This window comes from Mucilaginibacter sp. P4_E8 (assembly GCF_056401495.1).
Window position 1 is genome coordinate 1 of the sequence record NZ_JBFUJG010000098.1, and the last position, 19,818, is coordinate 19,818.

Sequence of the window (19,818 nt, forward strand, 5' to 3'; positions counted from 1 at the left end):
CCGCTGTACCTTCCATCCTTGCTAATTTTACCTGCAATTGAACTAAGCTTTCATTTTTAACAGATAGTACTTTTTCAAGACTATCCGTCTTCCGTGTTAACAGCTCAATTCGTTCTTTTTTGCTTTGCGCATTTACACTTACTATTCCTGATACCACCATGCCAATCATTAAGATTACTAATTTTCCCGTTTTCATGTTAATAAATTTAATTGCCACACATTAGTTATATATATTATTCAAACCCAGCGTATTAAAACAGCTGAACGAATGGGAGTATCAGGTGATAATTGAATAAAATAACGGAGAACCTTCTGATCTTTAAACACTTGTAAAAATTAATTGTTTACACGTTCTTCAGTTTTTGTTATGTAAAATCCGGTTTTTTGTTTGGTTGCAAATTTCCCGGTAAAACAGCTTTAGTAATTCAGATTCTTATCGATTTGCAGAACCTGATTTGACTACCGGAAAGGATTTTTTATAACATGCAGAAAGAAATAATTAGTTTTTGATTTGGGTTCAAAATAAGAGTATTTTCTTCATCATTTTCATATCGGCACATCTAAAGCTTGCACATTCCTGCCTATACTATTTTTAGCTTTGGTACAAAAAGTAACTTTAAACAATTTAAAGTTACTTTTTCTTCAATCGGTTCAAAAACCGCCTAAATTTTATTTTTAAGCCCTTTTTAGTAGATTTGTATAAACCAAATTGATATGTACAACCTACTTGTTTCTCCCGAAAATGTGCAGGCTTCGTTACAGAAGCATGTGCTTGCTGATGGCTTTGATCTAACTTTTGATATGGAAAAAAGTAAGGGTGTTTATATTTACGATGCTAAATATAAGCGGACACTTCTTGATTTTTTCACTTGCTTTGCTTCGGTGCCATTAGGCTATAACCACCCTAAAATGGTAAACGACGAAGAGTTTAAGAAAAACCTGATGCTGGCCGCGTTAACCAATCCATCAAACTCAGATATTTACACTACCCAGTACGCGCAATTTGTAGAAACATTTTCGCGGGTGGGCATACCCGATTATCTGCCTCATGCTTTTTTTATAGCAGGCGGCTCATTGGCCATTGAAAACGCGCTAAAAGTTTCTATGGATTGGAAAGTACAGAAAAACTTCGCCAAAGGCTATACTAAGGAAAAAGGATTTAAAGTATTGCATTTTGAACATGCTTTTCATGGCCGGTCGGGCTATACATTAAGCCTAACCAATACCCTGCCCAATAAAACAAAATGGTTTGCTAAGTTTGATTGGCCGCGCGTATCAACACCTCAAATAAATTTCCCATACAGCGATAGCAATCATGACGACCTGGTAAAAAGGGAACAATTTTCCATATCGCAGATCAGGACCGCTTTTGCCGAAAATAAAGATGATATATGCGCCATTATTATTGAGCCTGTACAGTCAGAAGGTGGTGATAACCATGTGCGTAAAGAGTTTTTGGAAAAATTAAGGGAGCTTGCTGATGAATATGAGGCCATGCTCATATATGATGAGGTGCAAACAGGCGTTGGTCTTACCGGCAAATTCTGGTGCCATGAACATTTTGGCGAAAAGGCCCGTCCGGATATTTTAGCATTTGGTAAAAAGATGCAGGTATGCGGTATACTGGCCAGCAACCGTGTTGACGAAATAGAGAATAACGTTTTCAGAATATCATCGCGCATTAACTCAACCTGGGGTGGCAGCCTGGTTGATATGGTTAGATCATCAAAGATCATGGAAATTATTGAGGAAGATAACCTGTGCGAAAATGCTGCCCAAATGGGTGAGTATCTTCAAAACCAGTTAAGCGATATTGCCTCCAGAAACTCAATGATCAGTAATGTGCGTGGCAAAGGCTTGCTTACCGCATTTGACTTTCCGGATAAAAACAAGCGGGACGAGTTTATTAAACAAGGTTTTGATAATAATATTATGTACCTGGGTTGCGGCGATAAAAGTGTGCGTTTCAGACCCGCGCTAATCATTGAAAAAGACCACATTAACTGTGGACTTGACATGCTCGAAAAAATATCACGCACTTTATAATAACGAAATAATATCGTTATAAGCAAATCAAGCACGGTATCAAAGCGAAGTTTTAATATTTAATATACGCTCAAACAGGCTCAGGCTAATACGAAGTAGTACTTTTGGGGTACTAAAAGGGATAAAATATTAATATATACTATTTTTTAACCAAAATAGGCTATATTTTTAATTATTATTCCTGTTAGATTTGTACTATCCCTATTAAAGTATAAATCAATTCTTTTTTTAACGCCATGAGCAAACACATAGAGAAATTAAAAAAGCAACTTGTTGAAGTAGCCGAAGTTGTTAATTCGTTCCAATCAGAAGCTGTACAGGTTCGGATTATTGATCGATTGTTAGATGTTATGATAGAATCGGAAAAGGTGGACGCCGATGGATCTGAAATATTCAGCAAAAAAGGGCGTAGAATGCGCTCAGACGATGAAAACTTCGCGACGCCGGGCCGTAAAAAACCTGGGGCTACTAAAATACTTAATCAACTATTAGGGACTGATTTCTTTGATGTTTCACGTTCTATATCATCAATTGCCAACTATTGTAAAGAACAGTTTGACTCTGATTTTAAAACCTCTGAACTTTCGGGCATACTATTAAAGCTTGCAAACGAAAATAAATTAAGAAGAGAAAGAAGCAATGAAAATAACCGCTTTGAATATATAAAAGCCTGATATTAATTTACTTGCATATAATATAAATAAGCCGTGGTGTTATAATAACACCACGGCTTATTTATTAAAAGTTAAATTATATATTATTTTAAATTAAATAAATTATCTACGCCTAAAATTTTACGACTGGTAAAGCCCTCAGCATATTTCACTTGTATGCTTTTCCCAAACTCGCTGGCACGGGCGGCTATTATATTAATAAACTCTGGCGATGAAATATAAGTTTGCGGTTCGCCTTCCCAATCCGGGTTATAAAATTGCGAACCAAAAGCGTGAATGCTTTCTACCTTTTTATCCCAGTAGTCGGTAACATCAATTAAAATATCAGGCCTGATATAGTTGTCTTGTATAAAATGAAAAACATGATCAGGGCGCCATGCGTCCTGAAGCGCACCATCATCGCCCCATGTTTCAATTTTACGCAAGCCCGATAAAAAAGCGGATGCATCTACCAGTTCATTGGCCCGTCCATGATCAGGGTGCCTGTCATGGTATGCATTGGTTATTACAATTGCAGGCTGATATTTGCGTATGGCTGCTATTACTTTTAACTGGTACTCTTTGGTGTTTTCAAAAAAAGCATCGGGCAGGCCCAGGTTTTCCCTCACAGTCAATCCCAATATTTTAGCCGAAGCCGCTGCTTCCTGTTCACGTATCTCGGCCGAGCCTCGTGTTCCTAATTCGCCGCGGGTAAGGTCAACAATCCCTACCTTTTTGCCCAGTGCTATGTGTTTTAAAATAGTGCCTGAACACCCAAGTTCGGCATCATCGGGATGTACCGATAAAACTAATATATCTAATTTAAGCATAAATGTGTTTTGAATTTAATGAGCGGCCAACAAAAGGCGTTCAATCTTTTTCCTGATCTTTGAAGAAGTAGGCTTGGTAAAAGGATAATAAAAATCAGTTACATGGCCGGCCCTGTCAATCAAAAATTTATGAAAATTCCATCTTGGAATCGACTTAAGACGGCCATTATCTTTTTTATCGGCAAAAAACTTATACAAAGGGTGTGCGTAAGGGCCACGTACCCTTATCTTGTCAAATACAGGATAATTAGCGCCTGCATCTTCGCAAAAAGTGGCAATAGCAGCTCCCTCCAAAGGTTCCTGACCGCCAAAATCATTTGAAGGAAAAGCCAGTATTTCAAAGTCTTTATCTATAAATTGCTCCTTTAATGTGGCTAAATCTTTGAGCTGAGGAGTAAACCCGCACTGGGAGGCGGTATTAACTATTAACAGTACTTTATCGTTATAGGCAGATAGGTTGATCTCTTCACCGTTTAATGTTTGAACATTAAACCTGTAGATACTATTGTTATCCATTATTAATTGTTAGTGGAATTATATCCGGCCTGTTTAAGGATGGCCTCGATATCTTTCTGTTCCTCAGGGTCGTAGGTTTCTTTTAGGTTATGGCCAAATATACTGGCCACTGATTGAAACATAAACGCTTTAAAACCACCTTTCAGTTCTTTAACCATAGTATAGCTGGTAGTTCCGGTTTCGCGGTCAATCAGTTTAATCAGCACCTCACCCTGACTAATTGTCAGATTTTTTATTTCCTTGTTAAACAATGTTTTTATTTCAGCTTCACAGGTTTTCACCAACTCCTTCTGCTTGTGTCTATCACCTGTGAGTGCCAGGTCGCGTTGCAACTGGCGGTAACGTTGGCTTGCAAATCGTGCGTAGGGCAACACTTTGAACACATTATACCTTAGCCTGAGGTAAGCTATACGATCAGCCTCGCTGGCAAATATACGTGTATCAACAATTTTTACTTCGGGTGTAACTATCCATGGCACCAATTCACCATCCAAATCGGTCATGGCTAATTTGATGGTATCATTTTTGCCTATACTTACAGGCGCAGGTTTATCTGTTTGGGCTTTTAGCGTGCCCATTATACTACAACAAAACAACAACAGAAAACCAATAAATTTCATAATTTTACTTAATACAAAATTAAAGCAATTTTTTGTGGTATTTAATATAATCTGTAATAATAAATTATTATTACAAGTTTATCAATTAATACCATCAATATCAACATATGAAAGAGTTAGTGATTGACCTGGAAGCGGAAAAAAATGAGATATTAAAAAGATATCGTGCTTTATTGCGTGCTTGTAAATCAACCATGCAAAAGGGCGATAAACGAATGATACGAAAGGCATTTGATATGGCCCTTGAAAGCCATAAAGATATGCGCCGTAAAAGCGGTGAACCCTATATATATCACCCTATTGCAGTTGCCCAGATAGCTGCCGAAGAAATTGGCCTGGGTACCACCTCTATAGTGTGTGCCCTGTTGCATGATGTGGTTGAAGATACCAACATGACGCTGGATGATATTGAGATGGAATTTGGCAAAAAAGTAGCCAAGATCATTGATGGTTTAACCAAAATATCGGGCGTATTTGATACCAACAGCTCATTACAAGCCGAGAATTTCCGTAAAATGCTGCTCACCCTTGCCGATGATGTGCGGGTGATATTGATTAAACTGGCCGACCGCCTGCATAATATGCGCACCATGGAGTTTATGCCGCGTGATAAGCAGCTTAAGCTATCGTCAGAAACGGTTTACCTGTATGCACCACTGGCGCACAGGCTGGGTTTATACACCATTAAATCTGAACTGGAAGACCTGTCCATGAAATACATGGAAAGGGAAACCTATCAGTTTATTAAAAACAAGCTGAATGAGAAAAAGGCCGAGCGCGAAAAGTTTATCCGTGATTTTATTGAACCGGTAAAAAAAGTGCTCAATGCCCAGGATTTGGATGCCGATCTGTTTGGCAGGCCAAAATCTATACACTCCATCTGGAACAAGATGAAGAAAAAGTCTATCCCGTTTGAAGAGGTATATGATCTTTTTGCTATCAGGATAATTCTGGATAGCGCCCCTGAGCATGAAAAAGCCGATTGCTGGAAAGCCTACTCCATAGTTACCGACCTTTACCGCCCTAACCCCGACAGGTTACGCGACTGGATATCATCGCCCAAAGCCAATGGGTACGAATCATTACATACTACCGTAATGGGACCGCGCGGGCAATGGGTTGAAGTACAGATCCGCACCAAACGAATGAACGAGATTGCCGAAAAAGGTTTTGCCGCGCACTGGAAATATAAAGAATCATCAACCGATAGCGGGCTTGACCAATGGGTACAAAAGGTGAGGGATATGCTCAAAAATCCTGACTCGAACGCGCTCGATTTCCTGGATGATTTTAAGATGAACCTTTTCAGCGATGAGATATTCATTTTTACACCAAAAGGCGCGCTCATACAGCTACCCTTGAACGCTACCGCGCTCGACTTTGCTTTTGAAATACATACCGATGTAGGTGCCAGTTGTATTGGCGCCAAGGTAAACCACAAGCTGGTACCGCTAAGTTATAAACTGCAAAATGGCGACCAGGTAGAGATCATTACTTCGGGCAAGCAAACGCCCAAGGAAGACTGGCTTAACTTTGTGGTTACAGCAAAAGCTAAGGCTAAAATAAAATCGGCGTTAAAAGAAGAGAGACGGAAAATTGCCGAAGATGGCAAGGAGATACTGGAACGCAAGCTCAAATCGCTCAAGATCACGTATAACTCCGAAAACATACATAAACTGAGCTATTTTTTCAAATTGGGATCAACCCAGGACCTTTTTTATAATATTGCCAAAGGCATTATTGATATGAAGGACCTGAAGGATTACCAGGCCTCAGAAAAAATAGTTGAAAACAAACCTCAGGATAAAATAGAGCAGGAACAGGTACATAGTTTGCTGCGTAATATTAAAACCAAAGACAGCGATATGCTGCTCATTGGCGAGGATATGCAAAAAATTGACTATAAACTGGCCAATTGCTGTAACCCTATTCCCGGTGATGATGTATTTGGTTTTGTTACCGTGAGCGATGGTATTAAAATTCACCGCACCAACTGTCCTAATGCAGCCAAGCTAATGGCCAATTACGGCTATCGTATTGTAAAAGCCCGGTGGACCAACCAACAGGAACTTGCCTTTTTAACAGGTTTAAGAATTACCGGTATTGATGATGTGGGCCTGATCAATAAGCTTACTACAGTAATATCGCAGGATTTTAAAGTGAATATACGCTCCATTACAGTAGATAGTGATAACGGTATTTTTGAAGGCTCATTAATGGTTTATGTAAATGATACCGAGCACCTGGATAACCTGATAAAAAACTTAAAACTGGTTAAGGGCATCACAGCTGTTAACCGCTTCGATTCGGTAATTGAGAAGGCTTCCTGAAAAAGAGACAAGAAGTAAGAGCCAGGAAACAAGACGTTAATAATCAGCATAAAAACATTTTTTGGCTATTACCTCCTGTCTCTTGATTCTCATTTCCTGATTCTATCTTTTATTAATAACTTTGTCCCCTTAATAGACTATTATGCCTCAACAGGATACCATAGCGCTGGTGAAAAAAATTTTCGAGGCCTACCTTGAAAACAAGAACCTGCGCAAAACGCCCGAGCGTTTTGCTATACTCGAAGAAATTTATTCGCGCACTGATCATTTTGATGTGGAATCATTATACATCCACATGAAAAATAAAAAATACCGTGTAAGCCGTGCTACTGTTTACAATACGCTTGAGCTACTGGTATCATGCGATCTGGTGACCAAACACCAGTTTGGTAAAAATATGGCCCAGTTCGAAAAATCGTACGGCTATAAACAGCATGATCATATTATTTGCATCGACTGCGGCAAGGTGGTTGAATTTTGCGACCCGCGCATACAGCAGATACAAAGCATGATGGGCGAATTATTAAAATTTGAAATAAAACACCACTCCTTAAATCTTTACGGCAATTGCAACAAATTAAGAGAGGGTTATTGTGACAGAAAAATTTAACTTTGCCACCCTTAATATTATACTCTGAATTTACATAAATGGCTGTTGACGTATTATTAGGCCTCCAATGGGGCGATGAAGGTAAAGGAAAAATTGTTGATGTGCTTAGTGCAGGTTATGACCTGATAGCACGCTTTCAGGGAGGCCCAAATGCCGGGCATACTTTGGAGTTTGACGGTAAGAAATTTGTATTAAATACCATCCCTTCGGGTATATTTTTTGAAAATACCATGAACCTTATTGGTAATGGTGTGGTGATTGACCCTATTACCCTTAAAAAGGAAATAGATAAATTGAAAGATGCCGGGCATGACCTTTTAGCTAAAAAGAATTTGCTGATAGCTAAAAAAGCGCACCTGATATTACCTACCCACCAATTACTGGATGCCGCATCTGAGAAAAAAATGGGCGAAGGTAAAATTGGATCAACCCTAAAAGGTATTGGCCCAACTTACATGGATAAAACCGGCCGTAATGGTTTACGCATCGGCGATATTACCCTGCCCGATTTTAAAGAACGTTACCAGAAACTGGTTGATAAGCATACATCAATGCTACAGGCTATGTACGGTGAGGTTGCAGATTTTTCTGAGCGCGAAGCTGCTTTTTTTGAAGCTATTGAATTTATTAAAAAATTCCCGCTGGTTGATTCTGAACATTTGGTGAACGACTATATTAAAAAAGGCAAAAAAGTATTGGCCGAAGGTGCGCAAGGCGCCATGCTCGATATTGATTTTGGATCATACCCTTTTGTTACCTCATCAAACACTACCGCTGCCGGTGCCTGTACAGGTTTAGGTATAGCGCCACAGCAAATTGGCGATGTAATAGGTATTTTTAAAGCCTATTGCACACGCGTTGGTGGTGGCCCCTTCCCTACCGAACTGGAAGACGAAACTGGCGAAGAACTGCGCCGTATAGGCCATGAGTTTGGCGCAACCACCGGAAGGCCCCGCCGTACCGGATGGATTGATCTGCCGGCTTTAAAATACGCTATTATGCTTAATGGTGTTACCCAATTGGTAATGACCAAGGCTGATGTATTAAGCGGTTTTGATAAAATATACGCTTGCACTCATTACAACTACCTGGGCGAAAAAATTGATTACATGCCTTATGACATTTGCTCTGTAAGCCCTGAACCAATTTTGAAAGAAATTGACGGCTGGAACGAAGACCTGACCGGTATTACCGAACTGTCTGAGATCCCGGCTAAGCTGCAATCATACATTGATTATTTAGAGGCCGAGCTTGGTGTTCCTGTAAAATACCTTTCAGTAGGGCCCGATAGGAAACAAACGCTGGTATTGCATTAATATCCCTGTTGCCTGTGTTTCATGGGCGACCATAATATTATTTAAAAGGCCGCATAATGCGGCCTTTTACTTTAGTTGATTTATTTTTGCATTGTGATTGTACCGGTTAATGATCTGCTCCTATTTAAACAAAAAGCCCTGCAATGGGCCTCATCTTTTGATGCGGTTTGCTACCTCGATTCCAACAGTTTTAACGACTCATATGGTAAATTTGATACGCTGATAGCCATAGGCGTCAGAGATGAGGTAACAGCATCAGCAGGCAATGCCTTTGATCAGTTAGAAACTTTTCGTCAGAATAATCCAGGCTGGATAACTGGTTTTTTTGGTTATGATCTGAAGAATGAGATAGAACAGCTATCATCCTCAAATGCTGATGGCCTGCAATTTCCTGATCTTTATTTTTTTGCACCACAGCACCTTATTGTAATTACCGGGGATAAAGCAGAGATCATTTCGGATAATTCACAGCAGGTTTTCGATAGTATTGATCAACAAAAGCTGACAGATTACAGCGTACAACCAGCCATTGGTTTACAAGCCCGCTTTAGCAGGCAGGAATATATTGACGCGGTAACGGGCATCCAGGAACATATTAACCGCGGTGATATATATGTGACTAACTTTTGTCAGGAGTTTTTTGCCGAACATGCGCGGATCAATCCGTTGGCTATATTTACACAGCTCAACAAAGTTTCTCCCAACCCGTTCAGTACTTTTTTTAAATGGAAGGATAACTATATACTGGGTGCATCGCCCGAGCGCTTCCTGGCCAAACGCGGCAGCAAGTTAATATCACAACCAATTAAAGGCACCGCTAAAAGGGAGGTGGATACGCAGGCTGATGAACTGGTAAAACAGCAATTGCGCAATCACCCTAAGGAGCTGCAGGAAAATGTAATGATCGTTGATCTGGTACGGAACGATCTTACCCGCTCAGCCAAACAAGGCACCGTTGAAACCGAAGAGCTTTTTGGTATCCACAGCTTTCAATATGTACACCAAATGATATCAACCGTGGTATGTGAGTCGCAGGACGGGCTATCGGCTATACAGGCTATCAAAAACACCTTCCCCATGGGCAGCATGACCGGCGCGCCCAAGATCAGTTCTATGCAGCTAATGGAGCAATACGAACGCAGCAAACGTGGTGTATACTCCGGCGCGGTAGGCTATTTAAGTCCAGATAATGATTTTGATTTTAATGTGGTAATCCGTACCCTGCTATATAATTCTGCCCGGCAATACCTATCCTTTCACGCGGGCAGCGCTATAACCTACCACGCCAATGCCCAACAGGAATACGAAGAATGCCTGCTCAAGGCACAGGCGGTATTAGAAGTTTTGGGCGGGCAAAAGTAAGCAGTATTCTTAATAAATTGAAAGTGGTGACAGTGCTTTGTCAGTAGGGTTAAATATATAAGTAATTGATTATCAATAATATATTAGTGTTCATGAGCGTTCACGGGTGTACATATGAACACTTGCCCTTAGTTAATATCAACTCGTTTTTGCATCAGTCACTATCTTATCCCCCATCCTTACTTTAATATCTGAGCCCACAGCAAAAAATGCTGAAACGGGTTTACGTTCCAGATAAGGTTTAAAGGCTTCGCCGTACAATCCGGCAATATCAGCATCAAAAATATAGTCTTTAACCGCGCCAGTTTGCCATGCAATATGTTCAACCTGATATTCCATAGTGGTAAGGCTGCTTAACTTGTTGTAGCCCCAGTAATGATCAAAAATAAACTCTTCGGGGCTGCCGGGCTCAATATCCAATAACTGATTACTTGCGGTAGCGCCCAGCTTGTTCCATTTGCCGTTAAACTTCCACTCATACAAAAATTGGGTATGGTTATCAGATGTACCCGTTATTGCGCTGCGCATAGGTAGTGCACGGTAATGTTCTTTATACAAATTATTGGCAATAAGCGCAATCATGCTTTTGGGCACAATTTCGCTTATAAAAACAGCCCCCCTTTTCCATTCGGTACCATTAAAATGTTTTACGTAAAAACGCAGGTTAACCTCCTCAAAATTCACGTGCCATGGCCATTTAATGCCTAATACTTTGGTATCGGCAAATAAAAACCCCACCATACTTACCAGGGCCTTACCCTGCCACAGATCGAGCACGGTACCAGGCGGCAAATAACTATCCAATACCCGCGGGTCAACCTCGTAATTGAGCATGACAAGGTTTTTCCACTGTGCTTTTAAAAACTGACGTTTGGCCATAGGGAATAGTAAGCAGTGAATAGAGCGTAGTGAATGGTGAATAGGGCTTTATTGATCTGAATTTCGATACAACCCGCTACTCACCATTCACCATCCTATTTTTTGTAATATTTCATTGCCTCAGGAATCCGGTTCTGGATATTCTGGATACGGGTAGCATCGGCGGGGTGCGTGCTTAAAAGCTCAGGCGGGGCTCCTCCTTTGTTTTGTGCCGCCATACGCTGCCAAAAGCCTACAGCGTTGTTCGGATCATAACCAGCCATGGCCATAAAGGTTAAACCTAAACGGTCGGCTTCTGATTCCTGATCACGTGAGTACTTTAACAATAACAATTGTCCGCCAACGCCATAAAGCTGGTTTATTACAGTTTGTGTACCGGCTGATTGCGTATTTGTAGCCGCGCCTACGCCCGTACCTACGCCTTCTACAACCATTTGTTTTGATATGCGCTCGGCAGAGTGCCTTGCTATAGCGTGCCCAATTTCGTGCCMCATAACAACTGCAAGGTAAGCATCAGTATTGGCCACAGGCAATAAACCTGTATACACGGCTACTTTACCACCGGGCATGCACCATGCATTAATTTCGTTGCTTTGTATCAGGTTAAACTCCCATTGAAAATTGTATTGATCGCCATAACCATTGTCCTTTAAATAGCGCTCAATGGCAATAGAAAGGTTGGTACCAATTCTTTTAACACGCTGGGCATCGGTGCCGCTGCTTATAACCTTTGTTTTAGGATCGGTTAATAATTGCTTGTAGCTTGCCGCGGCTGATTGATTTACTTCGGCATCACCCACCAGGCTTAATTGCCGGCGGCCGGTTAACGGAACTGTTGAGCAGGAGTACAATGCGGTGATGAAGATCAATGCAAGGGCAGGTCTGAATTTTTTCATAGTGGTCAGGCAGTTTTTTTCTTAAAAAAATTAACTTTTGATTCTTTGCCTTTTAGTAAGCGTTCGATATTTTTTTGGTGCGTTACCAGTATGAGCAGGCATATACACATGCCATAAATAACAACTGACCTAATTGACGTGGGGAAAATAAACGAGACCCCTATGGGATAAGTAAAGGCAGCTGCAATTGAGCTGAGCGATACATATCTTGTAGCCAAAAGCACCACTACAAATACCACAACGCATAATAAAGCGGCATGTAAATGAATAGCTAAAATCATTCCAAATAAAGTGGCAACACCTTTACCACCTCTAAAACCTGCAAAAATCGGGAACAAATGGCCCATTACGGCTGCTACGCCTAAAGCAAGCGCATAATTAGTGTAAGCGGTTGAATTATATGCTCCTGTGGTTGATACACCTATAAAATAAGCAAGATTGGTGGCTGTCCAGCCCTTTAAAATATCAAGCAGCATTACAGGGATACCGGCCTTTTTACCCAATACCCTAAAAGTGTTGGTTGCACCGGCGTTACCGCTGCCGTACTCTCTTACATCAATATTGTAAAAGGCTAAACCTATCCAAACGGCCGTAGGTATAGACCCGCAGAGATAGGCCAGTATGAGTGCTGAAACTGAATAAACGGTTATCATTTCCCTGCAATATTACAAAATTGATGTGGTACTAAAGTTTTAATCATCATTTATACGCCATGCGTTAAATTCTAAATTCAAATATCTAAATTCAAAATTTTTAAATCAGATTAAGCTTATCCTAAATCAGGTATAAAAACTAAATAGCTTTAAGGCTTAAATCCAAACTTTTCACTGAATGCGTTAACGCGCCAACTGATATATAATCAACCCCGCAATCGGCATACTCACGTATATTATCAATAGTTATACCGCCAGACGCCTCCGTAATAAACCGGCCCTGAATAATATTAACCGCCGCCCTTAGTTCGGCAAAATTAAAGTTATCCAACAATATACGGTTTACATGGCCCGTTTGCAAAACCTGGTCAAGTTCTTCCAGGTTCCTTACTTCAATTTCAATAGCAAGTTTTTTGTTATTATCGGTAAGGTATTGATTTGCACGCTCAATGGCCTCCCTTATACCGCCGGCATAATCAACATGGTTATCTTTGATCAGTATCATATCATACAAACCAAAGCGGTGATTTACGCCCCCGCCAATTCTTACGGCCCATTTTTCAAGGTAACGTAAACCCGGGGTTGTTTTACGGGTATCTAAAACCTGGGTATTGGTTCCTTTTAAAAGATCAACTATTTCGCGGGTTTTTGTAGCAATTCCAGACATACGCTGCATACAATTCAATACTAAACGCTCGGCTTTCAAAATGCTTTGAGCATTACCCTCAACCTCAAAAGCTACATCTTTAGGTTTTACAACCGCGCCGTCATTTAAAAATATATCAAGCTTAAGTCCGGCATCAACTATATTAAAAATCTCAACAGCCAGTTCAACACCGGCCAGTATGCCTTCGTCCTTTACCAAAAGCTTTGCTTTACCCGTAGTATCAGCAGGAATGGTTGATAATGAGGTATGGTCACCATCACCAACATCTTCCTTTAAAGCTTCAATTATAAAATGATGTATAAGTTCCTTATTCAAGTGTGTTACTTTTTAAGCCCCAAAAGTAACAACATTTTTTGGATGTGCGGATATACAGATTTCAGATGATGGGCTAATGAGAATTAATGTGCAGGTTGAACATAGATGTACATATCCGCACATCTATTTAACTTTTTCATTTTCAATACGCAGTTCAATAATGGTCATTTTACCGTCAGTATCTTTAAGGGTAAAGGCTACACGGTACAATCCGGTATCGGTAGTTAAAATAAATACCCCGAACCGGTAATTTGCGCTTGAATTTACCTTATGTAACAATTTAATGCCTTTGGGTTTATTCTTTGAAAAAAACTTATCCAGAATGAGTGTAGCCTGGGCCCGCGAATAAATATTTTCATCGTCCATAATGGCTATTTCAATATTATTGGCAAATAACCTGGCTAACTCTTTTGTATTGCCCTGCTTTATAAAATTGGCCACATTATCAATCGGATCGGCCGGGGCTATACGGGGTAAAAGCAATAAAATAATAAACGATGGCAGGTAAATTAGCTTCATATTATAATTACGTAATAAAAGAATTTTAAGTTACACTGACTATTATAAAGTGACCAATGGGGTTATTGATTCTTTAACAAGGATAATAACTGTTTTTATATCTAATTATTATTCAAACAATGAATAAGGCAGCAGGTTCACCTAAATTAAAAAAATTATAATATAAAGTAAGGCGTTGCATTTATATTTGCGATGTGGAAAATAAAAAAAAACTCGCATTAATTATTCTTGATGGTTGGGGCTACGGCCGTAATGATCAGTCGAACGCTATACTTGCAGCAAACACACCATTTGTTGATAGCTTGCTGGAGCAATATCCAAACTCAAAATTAGAGGCCTCAGGAACCGCGGTAGGCTTACCTGCCGGACAAATGGGAAACTCAGAAGTTGGGCACATGAACCTGGGCGCCGGACGTGTGGTTTACCAGGAATTGGGCCGTATACATAAAGCTGTTGACGATAATGAACTGCCAACCATCCCGGTTCTTAAAGATGCATTTGAATATGCCAGGCAAAACAATCGCGATGTACACTTTATTGGCCTTGTATCTGACGGTGGGGTTCACTCCCACATCAGGCATGTAAAAGGTTTATGCGATGCTGCAAAGCAATCAAATGTAAAAAATGTTTTTATCCATGCCTTTTTGGATGGCCGCGATACTGACCCCAGATCAGGCCTTGGTTTTGTTGCCGATCTGGAAGAATATATTGAAGGTTCTGATGTAAAAGTTGCATCAGCTATAGGCAGATATTATGCTATGGACCGCGATAACCGCTGGGAAAGAGTTAAACTGGCTTATGACCTGATGGTTAACGGCGAGGGTGAAGCCACCCAGCATATTACCGATTCTATTAAAAAATCATATGATGATGGTGTAACCGATGAGTTTATAAAACCATTGGTAAAGGTTGATTCAAACGGTAAACCATTGGCTGTTATTAAAAACGGCGATGTAGTGATCTGCTTTAATTTCCGTACAGACAGGGGTCGCGAGATCAGTATTGCCTTAACGCAAAAATCATTTCCCGAGTATAATCTTCATCCGCTTGATATCCGTTACATCACCATGACCCCGTATGATGAAACGTTTAAAAATGTGCAGGTGGTATTTAACAAGGAGGATCTGACCAAAACCCTGGGCGAGATTTTGCAGGATGCCGGTAAAACACAAATAAGAATTGCCGAAACCGAAAAATATCCACACGTAACCTTCTTCTTTTCGGGCGGCAGGGAAAAGGAATTTGATAACGAAAAACGTTTGCTGGTACCATCGCCAAAGGTGGCCACCTATGATCTGCAACCCGAGATGAGTGCGGCAGGCATCCGTGATGCTATTATCCCTGAACTGGAAAACGGCTGGCCCGATTTTATTTGTCTTAACTTTGCCAATACCGATATGGTAGGCCATACTGGCGTTTTCAGCGCGGTTGTTAAAGCTGCCGAAACTGCTGACGCTTGTACAAAAGCGGTGGTTGAAGCAGGTTTAGCTAATGGCTATTCCTTTATTATTATTGCTGACCACGGTAATGCCGATTACATGATCAATGAAGACGGCTCACCTAATACCGCGCACACTACCAACCTGGTGCCTTGTATTATTATTGACAAGGATGTTAAGCATGTAAATGATGGCAAACTGGGTGATATAGCGCCAACTATATTAACTATACTGGGTGTGGCTATCCCCCAGGAAATGACCGGTAATGTATTGGTGTAAATTCAAATTATTACATACAGCTTCCTTTTTAGGCGGCATATTGCTCTTATCCGGCTTGCCCTCATGCAGGCCGGATATTAAGCAAAGCGGAGCTGTATTAAAATATTTTGATATAAGCGGCTATTTTAAAGCAGACACGGCAAGGCTCAGAAAATTGGATCCTGCTGTTAATAAAACGGTAAACCATAACAATACAACCGAAAACAAAACGGTACATATTACTAACTGGGGACAGGAATTAAATCTTTTCATACAATCAGACATTAACAGGCCTGCCTGGAAAAACAGTTATAATGTTCAGGTTACCGATAGCCTGGTGATATACAAAGCCAAATATCCTGATTTGAGAACTACACGGATAGTAATCAAAAAAGACAAGGACAAAGACAAGGTAAAGTGGATACTCATTTTTAACCATACCAAAAACCTATTGTACGAAACAAGGGAGAAACTAAGCTATTTTCCCGACTCGGTTTACCTGATTGAAAAATGGCAGCAGGTTAAGCTGATGGGGCGTAATAATTACCGTATTGAGGGTGTTTTAAAAGCTTCGAAAAAGTAGCCTTTTTTATCGATAAGATCAACGTGATCAGTGGCGCGCAACGGTTGGGGCGGTTGCCTGCAATAATTTTTCTTTTGATTGGTCAATCAGGCCGGTAATGTCCATCCTGCCGGGGTTAACACTCAACACCTTTTCCAGATCGGTTATAGAGGCTTTTAAAGAATTTATACCTCTTGCCCTATCATAAAAATGCGAATTGTTTTGCAATTTAAACATGCCATAATCGCGGTAGGCAATACCTCTGTTTTGATAGTATTTATTATCATTAGGGTCGCTGTTGATAGATATGGCTTTGGTCAGGTCAACAATGGCACCTAACAGGTACAATTCCTTATCTGCGGCAGGGGTTTGGTTATCCTTGCCTAAATAGCTTTTTGCCCTTGCCCTGTAATAATAAGCAGTTGCATCAGCTGGTTTTATGGCAATAACACGGGTATAAGCTGCAATTGATTTTTTATAATTATCGCTGTGATAATAGGAGTAACCCAGCATCCACAAAGCATTCGCGTTGGTTGAATCTGTAATACATGCTTTTTCAAGGTGTGATACTGCCGATCTGAAATCACCATCCATCAAGGCCTGCTGGCCCAATTTAACATAGGCGCTTTGTGCCGATGCCGATTCAAGCGAAGACATAATCAAAAAGGATATTATGACCGATAACTTCATCAGTGCTTAGTAGTGAAACAAAAACAGTATACCATTTAACTTACAATGCATGAAATTATTATGCCAAACAATGCATTTATAAAAAAATATTGTTCATAAAAAAATTTCAGCCGGCTATAGTATGACTTTTTTTCATCTTTAACAATAAATTCTCATTTAATTAATAATGTACCTGATATTTGCAATAAGCATATAGTCAAACTATTATACTGCCAAATTGCTTGTTAACAATTATTACCATAACTTGGCACAGCTCTTGAAACATAATATGCGTTAGGTAATAACCGCAATTTTACCTGTATTTAACAGTCTGGTATTTATACAGGCTGACAACATGACTGTTTTTTCTACACATAAAATATAATTAATGACTTTTGATCCATTTGATTTCAAAAATGCTTTACCGGTTATAAACGAAGATTCCGAGTTCTTCCCGCTTATGTCGACTGAAGATGAAGAGGAAATGAACAACGAGGAGATGCCTGAGATACTATCCATACTGCCATTGCGCAATACGGTTTTGTTTCCCGGTGTAGTAATACCGATAACTGTTGGCAGGGATAAATCAATTAAACTTATACGCGATGCCAATAAAGGTAATCGCATGATTGGGGTAGTTTCGCAACAGGACGTGGGCATTGAAGACCCGAACTTTGACCAATTGAATAAAATTGGTACTATAGCCCTCATTATAAAAATGCTGCAAATGCCCGATGGTAACACCACAGTTATCATACAGGGTAAAAAACGTTTCGTTTTAAAAGAGGAAGTTCAAAGCGAACCCTACATAAAAGCTACTGTTGAGCCTTTTAAGGAAATAAAGGTAAAAGAAGACAAAGAATTTAAGGCCATGGTATCATCCATTAAGGATATGGCCATGAACATTATACAATTATCGCCCAATATCCCGAGCGAGGCTGGTATAGCTATCCGCAATATTGAAAGCACTTCGTTTTTGATCAATTTTATATCATCAAACATGAATGCCGATATGACTGCCAAACAGCATTTGCTGGAGGTAGCCAACCTGCGAGAAAGAGCCAACCTGGTACTGGAGCACCTTACGCTTGACCTGCAAATGCTGGAGCTTAAAAACCAGATTCAAACCAAAGTAAGGGTTGATCTGGATAAACAGCAAAGGGATTATTTCTTAAATCAGCAGCTAAAGACTATACAGGAAGAACTGGGTGGAAACTCGCCCGATCTGGAAATAGATAGTCTGCGCCAGCGTGCCATAAAAAAGAAATGGGCTAAAGAGGTAAAAGATCACTTTACCAAAGAGCTCGAAAAACTGGCACGTACCAACCCGGCCGCTGCTGATTATTCGGTACAGATAAATTACCTTGAATTACTGCTCGACCTGCCCTGGAACGATTTTACGAAAGATAATTTTGACCTTAAACGCGCCCAAAGGGTTTTGGATAAAGACCATTTTGGTTTGGATAAAGTAAAACACCGTATTATTGAATATTTGGCCGTGCTTAAATTAAAGCATGATATGAAGGCTCCCATACTTTGTTTGGTGGGCCCTCCGGGGGTTGGTAAAACATCCTTAGGAAAATCAATTGCCAAAGCGCTTGGGCGTAAATATGTACGTATGGCCTTAGGGGGCATCCGCGATGAGGCAGAAATACGGGGACACCGCAAAACATACATAGGCGCTATGCCTGGCCGTATCATCCAATCTATAAAAAAGGCCGGCGCTGCCAATCCAGTATTTATATTGGATGAAATTGATAAAGTGGGCAACGATTTCAGGGGCGACCCGTCATCGGCTTTGCTGGAGGTGCTTGACCCTGAACAGAACAGCACTTTTTACGACCATTATGTAGAGATGGATTTCGACCTGTCAAACGTAATGTTTATAGCAACCGCCAATTCACTAAGCAGTATACAGCCAGCCCTGTTAGACAGGATGGAGATCATTGAAGTGAACGGCTATACCATCGAAGAAAAAATTGAAATAGCTAAGCAGCACCTGTTACCAAAACAGCGTGAAGCACATGGCTTAAAATTAAAAGATGTAAGCCTTAAAACCGATGTTCTTGAAAAACTGATAGTTGATTATACCCGCGAGTCGGGTGTGCGCGCTTTGGAAAAAAAGATAGGTTCGGTAGTTCGTGGGGTAGCCAAAAACATTGCCATGGAAGAGGAATACAATCCTGTGGTAAATAAAAAAGAGATTGAAAAAATATTAGGCGCCCCCATATTTGATAAAGACCTTTATGAAGGTAATGATGTTGCCGGTGTTGTTACAGGTTTAGCCTGGACATCAGTTGGCGGCGATATCCTGTTCATTGAGGCGAGTTTAAGTCCCGGTAAAGGCCGCTTAACCCTAACCGGCAGCCTTGGCGATGTCATGAAGGAATCGGTAACTATTGCCCTGGCTTATCTGCGGGCACATGCAAATTACTTTAATATCAATCCAAAACTTTTTGACCTGTGGGATGTACACGTGCACGTGCCGGCTGGCGCTACACCAAAGGATGGCCCATCGGCAGGTATAACCATGCTTACCGCCCTGGTTTCGGCATTTACCCAGCGTAAGGTAAAACCTAACCTGGCCATGACCGGCGAGATCACCCTGCGTGGACGTGTTTTAGCCGTAGGTGGTATTAAGGAAAAAATACTGGCTGCCAAACGTGCCAATATTAAAG

19 protein-coding genes are annotated in these 19,818 nt (G+C 40.6%); 9 read left to right on the forward strand and 10 right to left on the reverse strand.

What is annotated here, in order from left to right; translation table 11 throughout:
• Nucleotides 1–196 (reverse strand): hypothetical protein (locus AC1DRQ_RS23265; RefSeq protein ID WP_477427291.1); only part of this gene is annotated, 196 nt, incomplete at its 3' end.
• Between the two features lie 518 nt (nucleotides 197–714).
• Here AC1DRQ_RS23265 and lat point away from each other — a divergent pair.
• Complete coding sequence (lat, locus tag AC1DRQ_RS23270) at nucleotides 715–2,046, forward strand: L-lysine 6-transaminase (RefSeq protein ID WP_477427293.1); 1,332 nt, start codon at nucleotides 715–717, stop codon at nucleotides 2,044–2,046.
• A gap of 236 nt (nucleotides 2,047–2,282) precedes the next feature.
• Nucleotides 2,283–2,720, forward strand: coding sequence for a hypothetical protein (locus tag AC1DRQ_RS23275; RefSeq protein WP_429394664.1), 438 nt, complete (start codon nucleotides 2,283–2,285; stop codon nucleotides 2,718–2,720).
• An 83-nt stretch (nucleotides 2,721–2,803) separates the two neighbouring features.
• Here the strand turns inward: AC1DRQ_RS23275 and bshB1 are convergent, their stop codons facing one another.
• The 3 genes from bshB1 to AC1DRQ_RS23290 are packed head-to-tail and all read right to left on the reverse strand — an operon-like array spanning nucleotide 2,804 to nucleotide 4,623.
• Nucleotides 2,804–3,529 carry a bacillithiol biosynthesis deacetylase BshB1 gene (gene bshB1, locus AC1DRQ_RS23280; RefSeq protein ID WP_429394661.1) on the reverse strand — a complete coding sequence of 242 codons (726 nt, stop codon included), beginning with the start codon at nucleotides 3,527–3,529 and terminating at the stop codon, nucleotides 2,804–2,806.
• 15 nt (nucleotides 3,530–3,544) lie between these two features.
• Nucleotides 3,545–4,045 carry a glutathione peroxidase gene (locus AC1DRQ_RS23285; RefSeq protein ID WP_477427296.1) on the reverse strand — a complete coding sequence of 167 codons (501 nt, stop codon included), beginning with the start codon at nucleotides 4,043–4,045 and terminating at the stop codon, nucleotides 3,545–3,547.
• Between the two features lie 2 nt (nucleotides 4,046–4,047).
• Nucleotides 4,048–4,623 carry a DUF4294 domain-containing protein gene (locus tag AC1DRQ_RS23290; protein ID WP_429394657.1) on the reverse strand — a complete coding sequence of 192 codons (576 nt, stop codon included), beginning with the start codon at nucleotides 4,621–4,623 and terminating at the stop codon, nucleotides 4,048–4,050.
• Nucleotides 4,624–4,772: 149 nt separating this feature from the next.
• Here AC1DRQ_RS23290 and AC1DRQ_RS23295 point away from each other — a divergent pair, with 149 nt between their 5' ends.
• From AC1DRQ_RS23295 to AC1DRQ_RS23310, 4 genes are all read left to right on the forward strand, one after another.
• The gene (locus AC1DRQ_RS23295; protein ID WP_429394655.1) at nucleotides 4,773–6,995 is read left to right on the forward strand and encodes a RelA/SpoT family protein; all 2,223 of its coding nucleotides are present in this window, start codon (nucleotides 4,773–4,775) and stop codon (nucleotides 6,993–6,995) included.
• A gap of 142 nt (nucleotides 6,996–7,137) precedes the next feature.
• Nucleotides 7,138–7,605, forward strand: a complete 468-nt coding sequence (locus tag AC1DRQ_RS23300) for a Fur family transcriptional regulator (RefSeq protein ID WP_429394653.1) — start codon at nucleotides 7,138–7,140, stop codon at nucleotides 7,603–7,605.
• Between the two features lie 38 nt (nucleotides 7,606–7,643).
• Nucleotides 7,644–8,921, forward strand: a complete 1,278-nt coding sequence (locus AC1DRQ_RS23305) for an adenylosuccinate synthase (protein WP_477427299.1) — start codon at nucleotides 7,644–7,646, stop codon at nucleotides 8,919–8,921.
• Nucleotides 8,922–9,014: 93 nt separating this feature from the next.
• Nucleotides 9,015–10,283, forward strand: coding sequence for an anthranilate synthase component I family protein (locus AC1DRQ_RS23310; RefSeq protein WP_477427301.1), 1,269 nt, complete (start codon nucleotides 9,015–9,017; stop codon nucleotides 10,281–10,283).
• A 138-nt stretch (nucleotides 10,284–10,421) separates the two neighbouring features.
• Here the strand turns inward: AC1DRQ_RS23310 and AC1DRQ_RS23315 are convergent, their stop codons facing one another.
• The 5 genes from AC1DRQ_RS23315 to AC1DRQ_RS23335 all read right to left on the reverse strand — a co-directional run bounded on the left by AC1DRQ_RS23315 (nucleotide 10,422) and on the right by AC1DRQ_RS23335 (nucleotide 14,212).
• Nucleotides 10,422–11,162, reverse strand: coding sequence for a YqjF family protein (locus AC1DRQ_RS23315; protein ID WP_477427303.1), 741 nt, complete (start codon nucleotides 11,160–11,162; stop codon nucleotides 10,422–10,424).
• 95 nt (nucleotides 11,163–11,257) lie between these two features.
• Nucleotides 11,258–12,058, reverse strand: a complete 801-nt coding sequence (locus AC1DRQ_RS23320) for a M48 family metallopeptidase (protein WP_477427305.1) — start codon at nucleotides 12,056–12,058, stop codon at nucleotides 11,258–11,260.
• Nucleotides 12,059–12,063: 5 nt separating this feature from the next.
• Nucleotides 12,064–12,711, reverse strand: a complete 648-nt coding sequence (plsY, locus tag AC1DRQ_RS23325; RefSeq protein WP_429394642.1) for a glycerol-3-phosphate 1-O-acyltransferase PlsY — start codon at nucleotides 12,709–12,711, stop codon at nucleotides 12,064–12,066.
• A gap of 139 nt (nucleotides 12,712–12,850) precedes the next feature.
• A complete protein-coding gene (gene nadC / locus AC1DRQ_RS23330) occupies nucleotides 12,851–13,693 on the reverse strand; it encodes a carboxylating nicotinate-nucleotide diphosphorylase (RefSeq protein WP_477427307.1) in 843 nt (280 codons plus the stop codon).
• Between the two features lie 123 nt (nucleotides 13,694–13,816).
• On the reverse strand, nucleotides 13,817–14,212 hold the full coding sequence (locus AC1DRQ_RS23335) for a DUF4783 domain-containing protein (protein WP_477427309.1): 396 nt from the start codon (nucleotides 14,210–14,212) through the stop codon (nucleotides 13,817–13,819).
• Between the two features lie 194 nt (nucleotides 14,213–14,406).
• Here AC1DRQ_RS23335 and gpmI point away from each other — a divergent pair, with 194 nt between their 5' ends.
• Both gpmI and AC1DRQ_RS23345 read left to right on the forward strand, forming a co-directional pair.
• Nucleotides 14,407–15,930 carry a 2,3-bisphosphoglycerate-independent phosphoglycerate mutase gene (gene gpmI, locus AC1DRQ_RS23340; protein ID WP_477427311.1) on the forward strand — a complete coding sequence of 508 codons (1,524 nt, stop codon included), beginning with the start codon at nucleotides 14,407–14,409 and terminating at the stop codon, nucleotides 15,928–15,930.
• Entirely contained in the window at nucleotides 15,917–16,492 is a 576-nt protein-coding gene (locus AC1DRQ_RS23345; protein ID WP_477427313.1) for a hypothetical protein, read from the forward strand. The genes gpmI and AC1DRQ_RS23345 overlap by 14 nt, the downstream gene beginning before the upstream one ends.
• Before the next feature lie 27 nt (nucleotides 16,493–16,519).
• On the opposite strand, the gene AC1DRQ_RS23350 is transcribed toward AC1DRQ_RS23345, so the two are convergent.
• Nucleotides 16,520–17,128: a tetratricopeptide repeat protein gene (locus AC1DRQ_RS23350; protein ID WP_477427315.1), complete on the reverse strand. Its 609-nt coding sequence runs from the start codon at nucleotides 17,126–17,128 to the stop codon at nucleotides 16,520–16,522.
• 400 nt (nucleotides 17,129–17,528) lie between these two features.
• On the opposite strand from AC1DRQ_RS23350, the gene lon reads away from it, so the two are divergent.
• The coding region (gene lon / locus AC1DRQ_RS23355) for an endopeptidase La (protein WP_477427317.1) at nucleotides 17,529–19,818 on the forward strand (2,290 nt) is incomplete at its 3' end.

Bases quoted from the DNA above. Each gene is read 5' to 3' on its own strand.
- lat (WP_477427293.1), top strand. From the start codon at position 715: ATGTACAACCTACTTGTTTCTCCCGAAAATGTGCAGGCTTCGTTACAG.
- AC1DRQ_RS23350 (WP_477427315.1), bottom strand. From the start codon at position 17,128: ATGTCTTCGCTTGAATCGGCATCGGCACAAAGCGCCTATGTTAAATTG.
- AC1DRQ_RS23275 (WP_429394664.1), top strand. From the start codon at position 2,283: ATGAGCAAACACATAGAGAAATTAAAAAAGCAACTTGTTGAAGTAGCC.
- AC1DRQ_RS23300 (WP_429394653.1), top strand. From the start codon at position 7,138: ATGCCTCAACAGGATACCATAGCGCTGGTGAAAAAAATTTTCGAGGCC.
- AC1DRQ_RS23335 (WP_477427309.1), bottom strand. From the start codon at position 14,212: ATGAAGCTAATTTACCTGCCATCGTTTATTATTTTATTGCTTTTACCC.
- AC1DRQ_RS23295 (WP_429394655.1), top strand. From the start codon at position 4,773: ATGAAAGAGTTAGTGATTGACCTGGAAGCGGAAAAAAATGAGATATTA.
- AC1DRQ_RS23285 (WP_477427296.1), bottom strand. From the start codon at position 4,045: ATGGATAACAATAGTATCTACAGGTTTAATGTTCAAACATTAAACGGT.
- bshB1 (WP_429394661.1), bottom strand. From the start codon at position 3,529: ATGCTTAAATTAGATATATTAGTTTTATCGGTACATCCCGATGATGCC.
- plsY (WP_429394642.1), bottom strand. From the start codon at position 12,711: ATGATAACCGTTTATTCAGTTTCAGCACTCATACTGGCCTATCTCTGC.
- AC1DRQ_RS23290 (WP_429394657.1), bottom strand. From the start codon at position 4,623: ATGGGCACGCTAAAAGCCCAAACAGATAAACCTGCGCCTGTAAGTATA.
- AC1DRQ_RS23315 (WP_477427303.1), bottom strand. From the start codon at position 11,162: ATGGCCAAACGTCAGTTTTTAAAAGCACAGTGGAAAAACCTTGTCATG.
- AC1DRQ_RS23345 (WP_477427313.1), top strand. From the start codon at position 15,917: ATGTATTGGTGTAAATTCAAATTATTACATACAGCTTCCTTTTTAGGC.
- AC1DRQ_RS23305 (WP_477427299.1), top strand. From the start codon at position 7,644: ATGGCTGTTGACGTATTATTAGGCCTCCAATGGGGCGATGAAGGTAAA.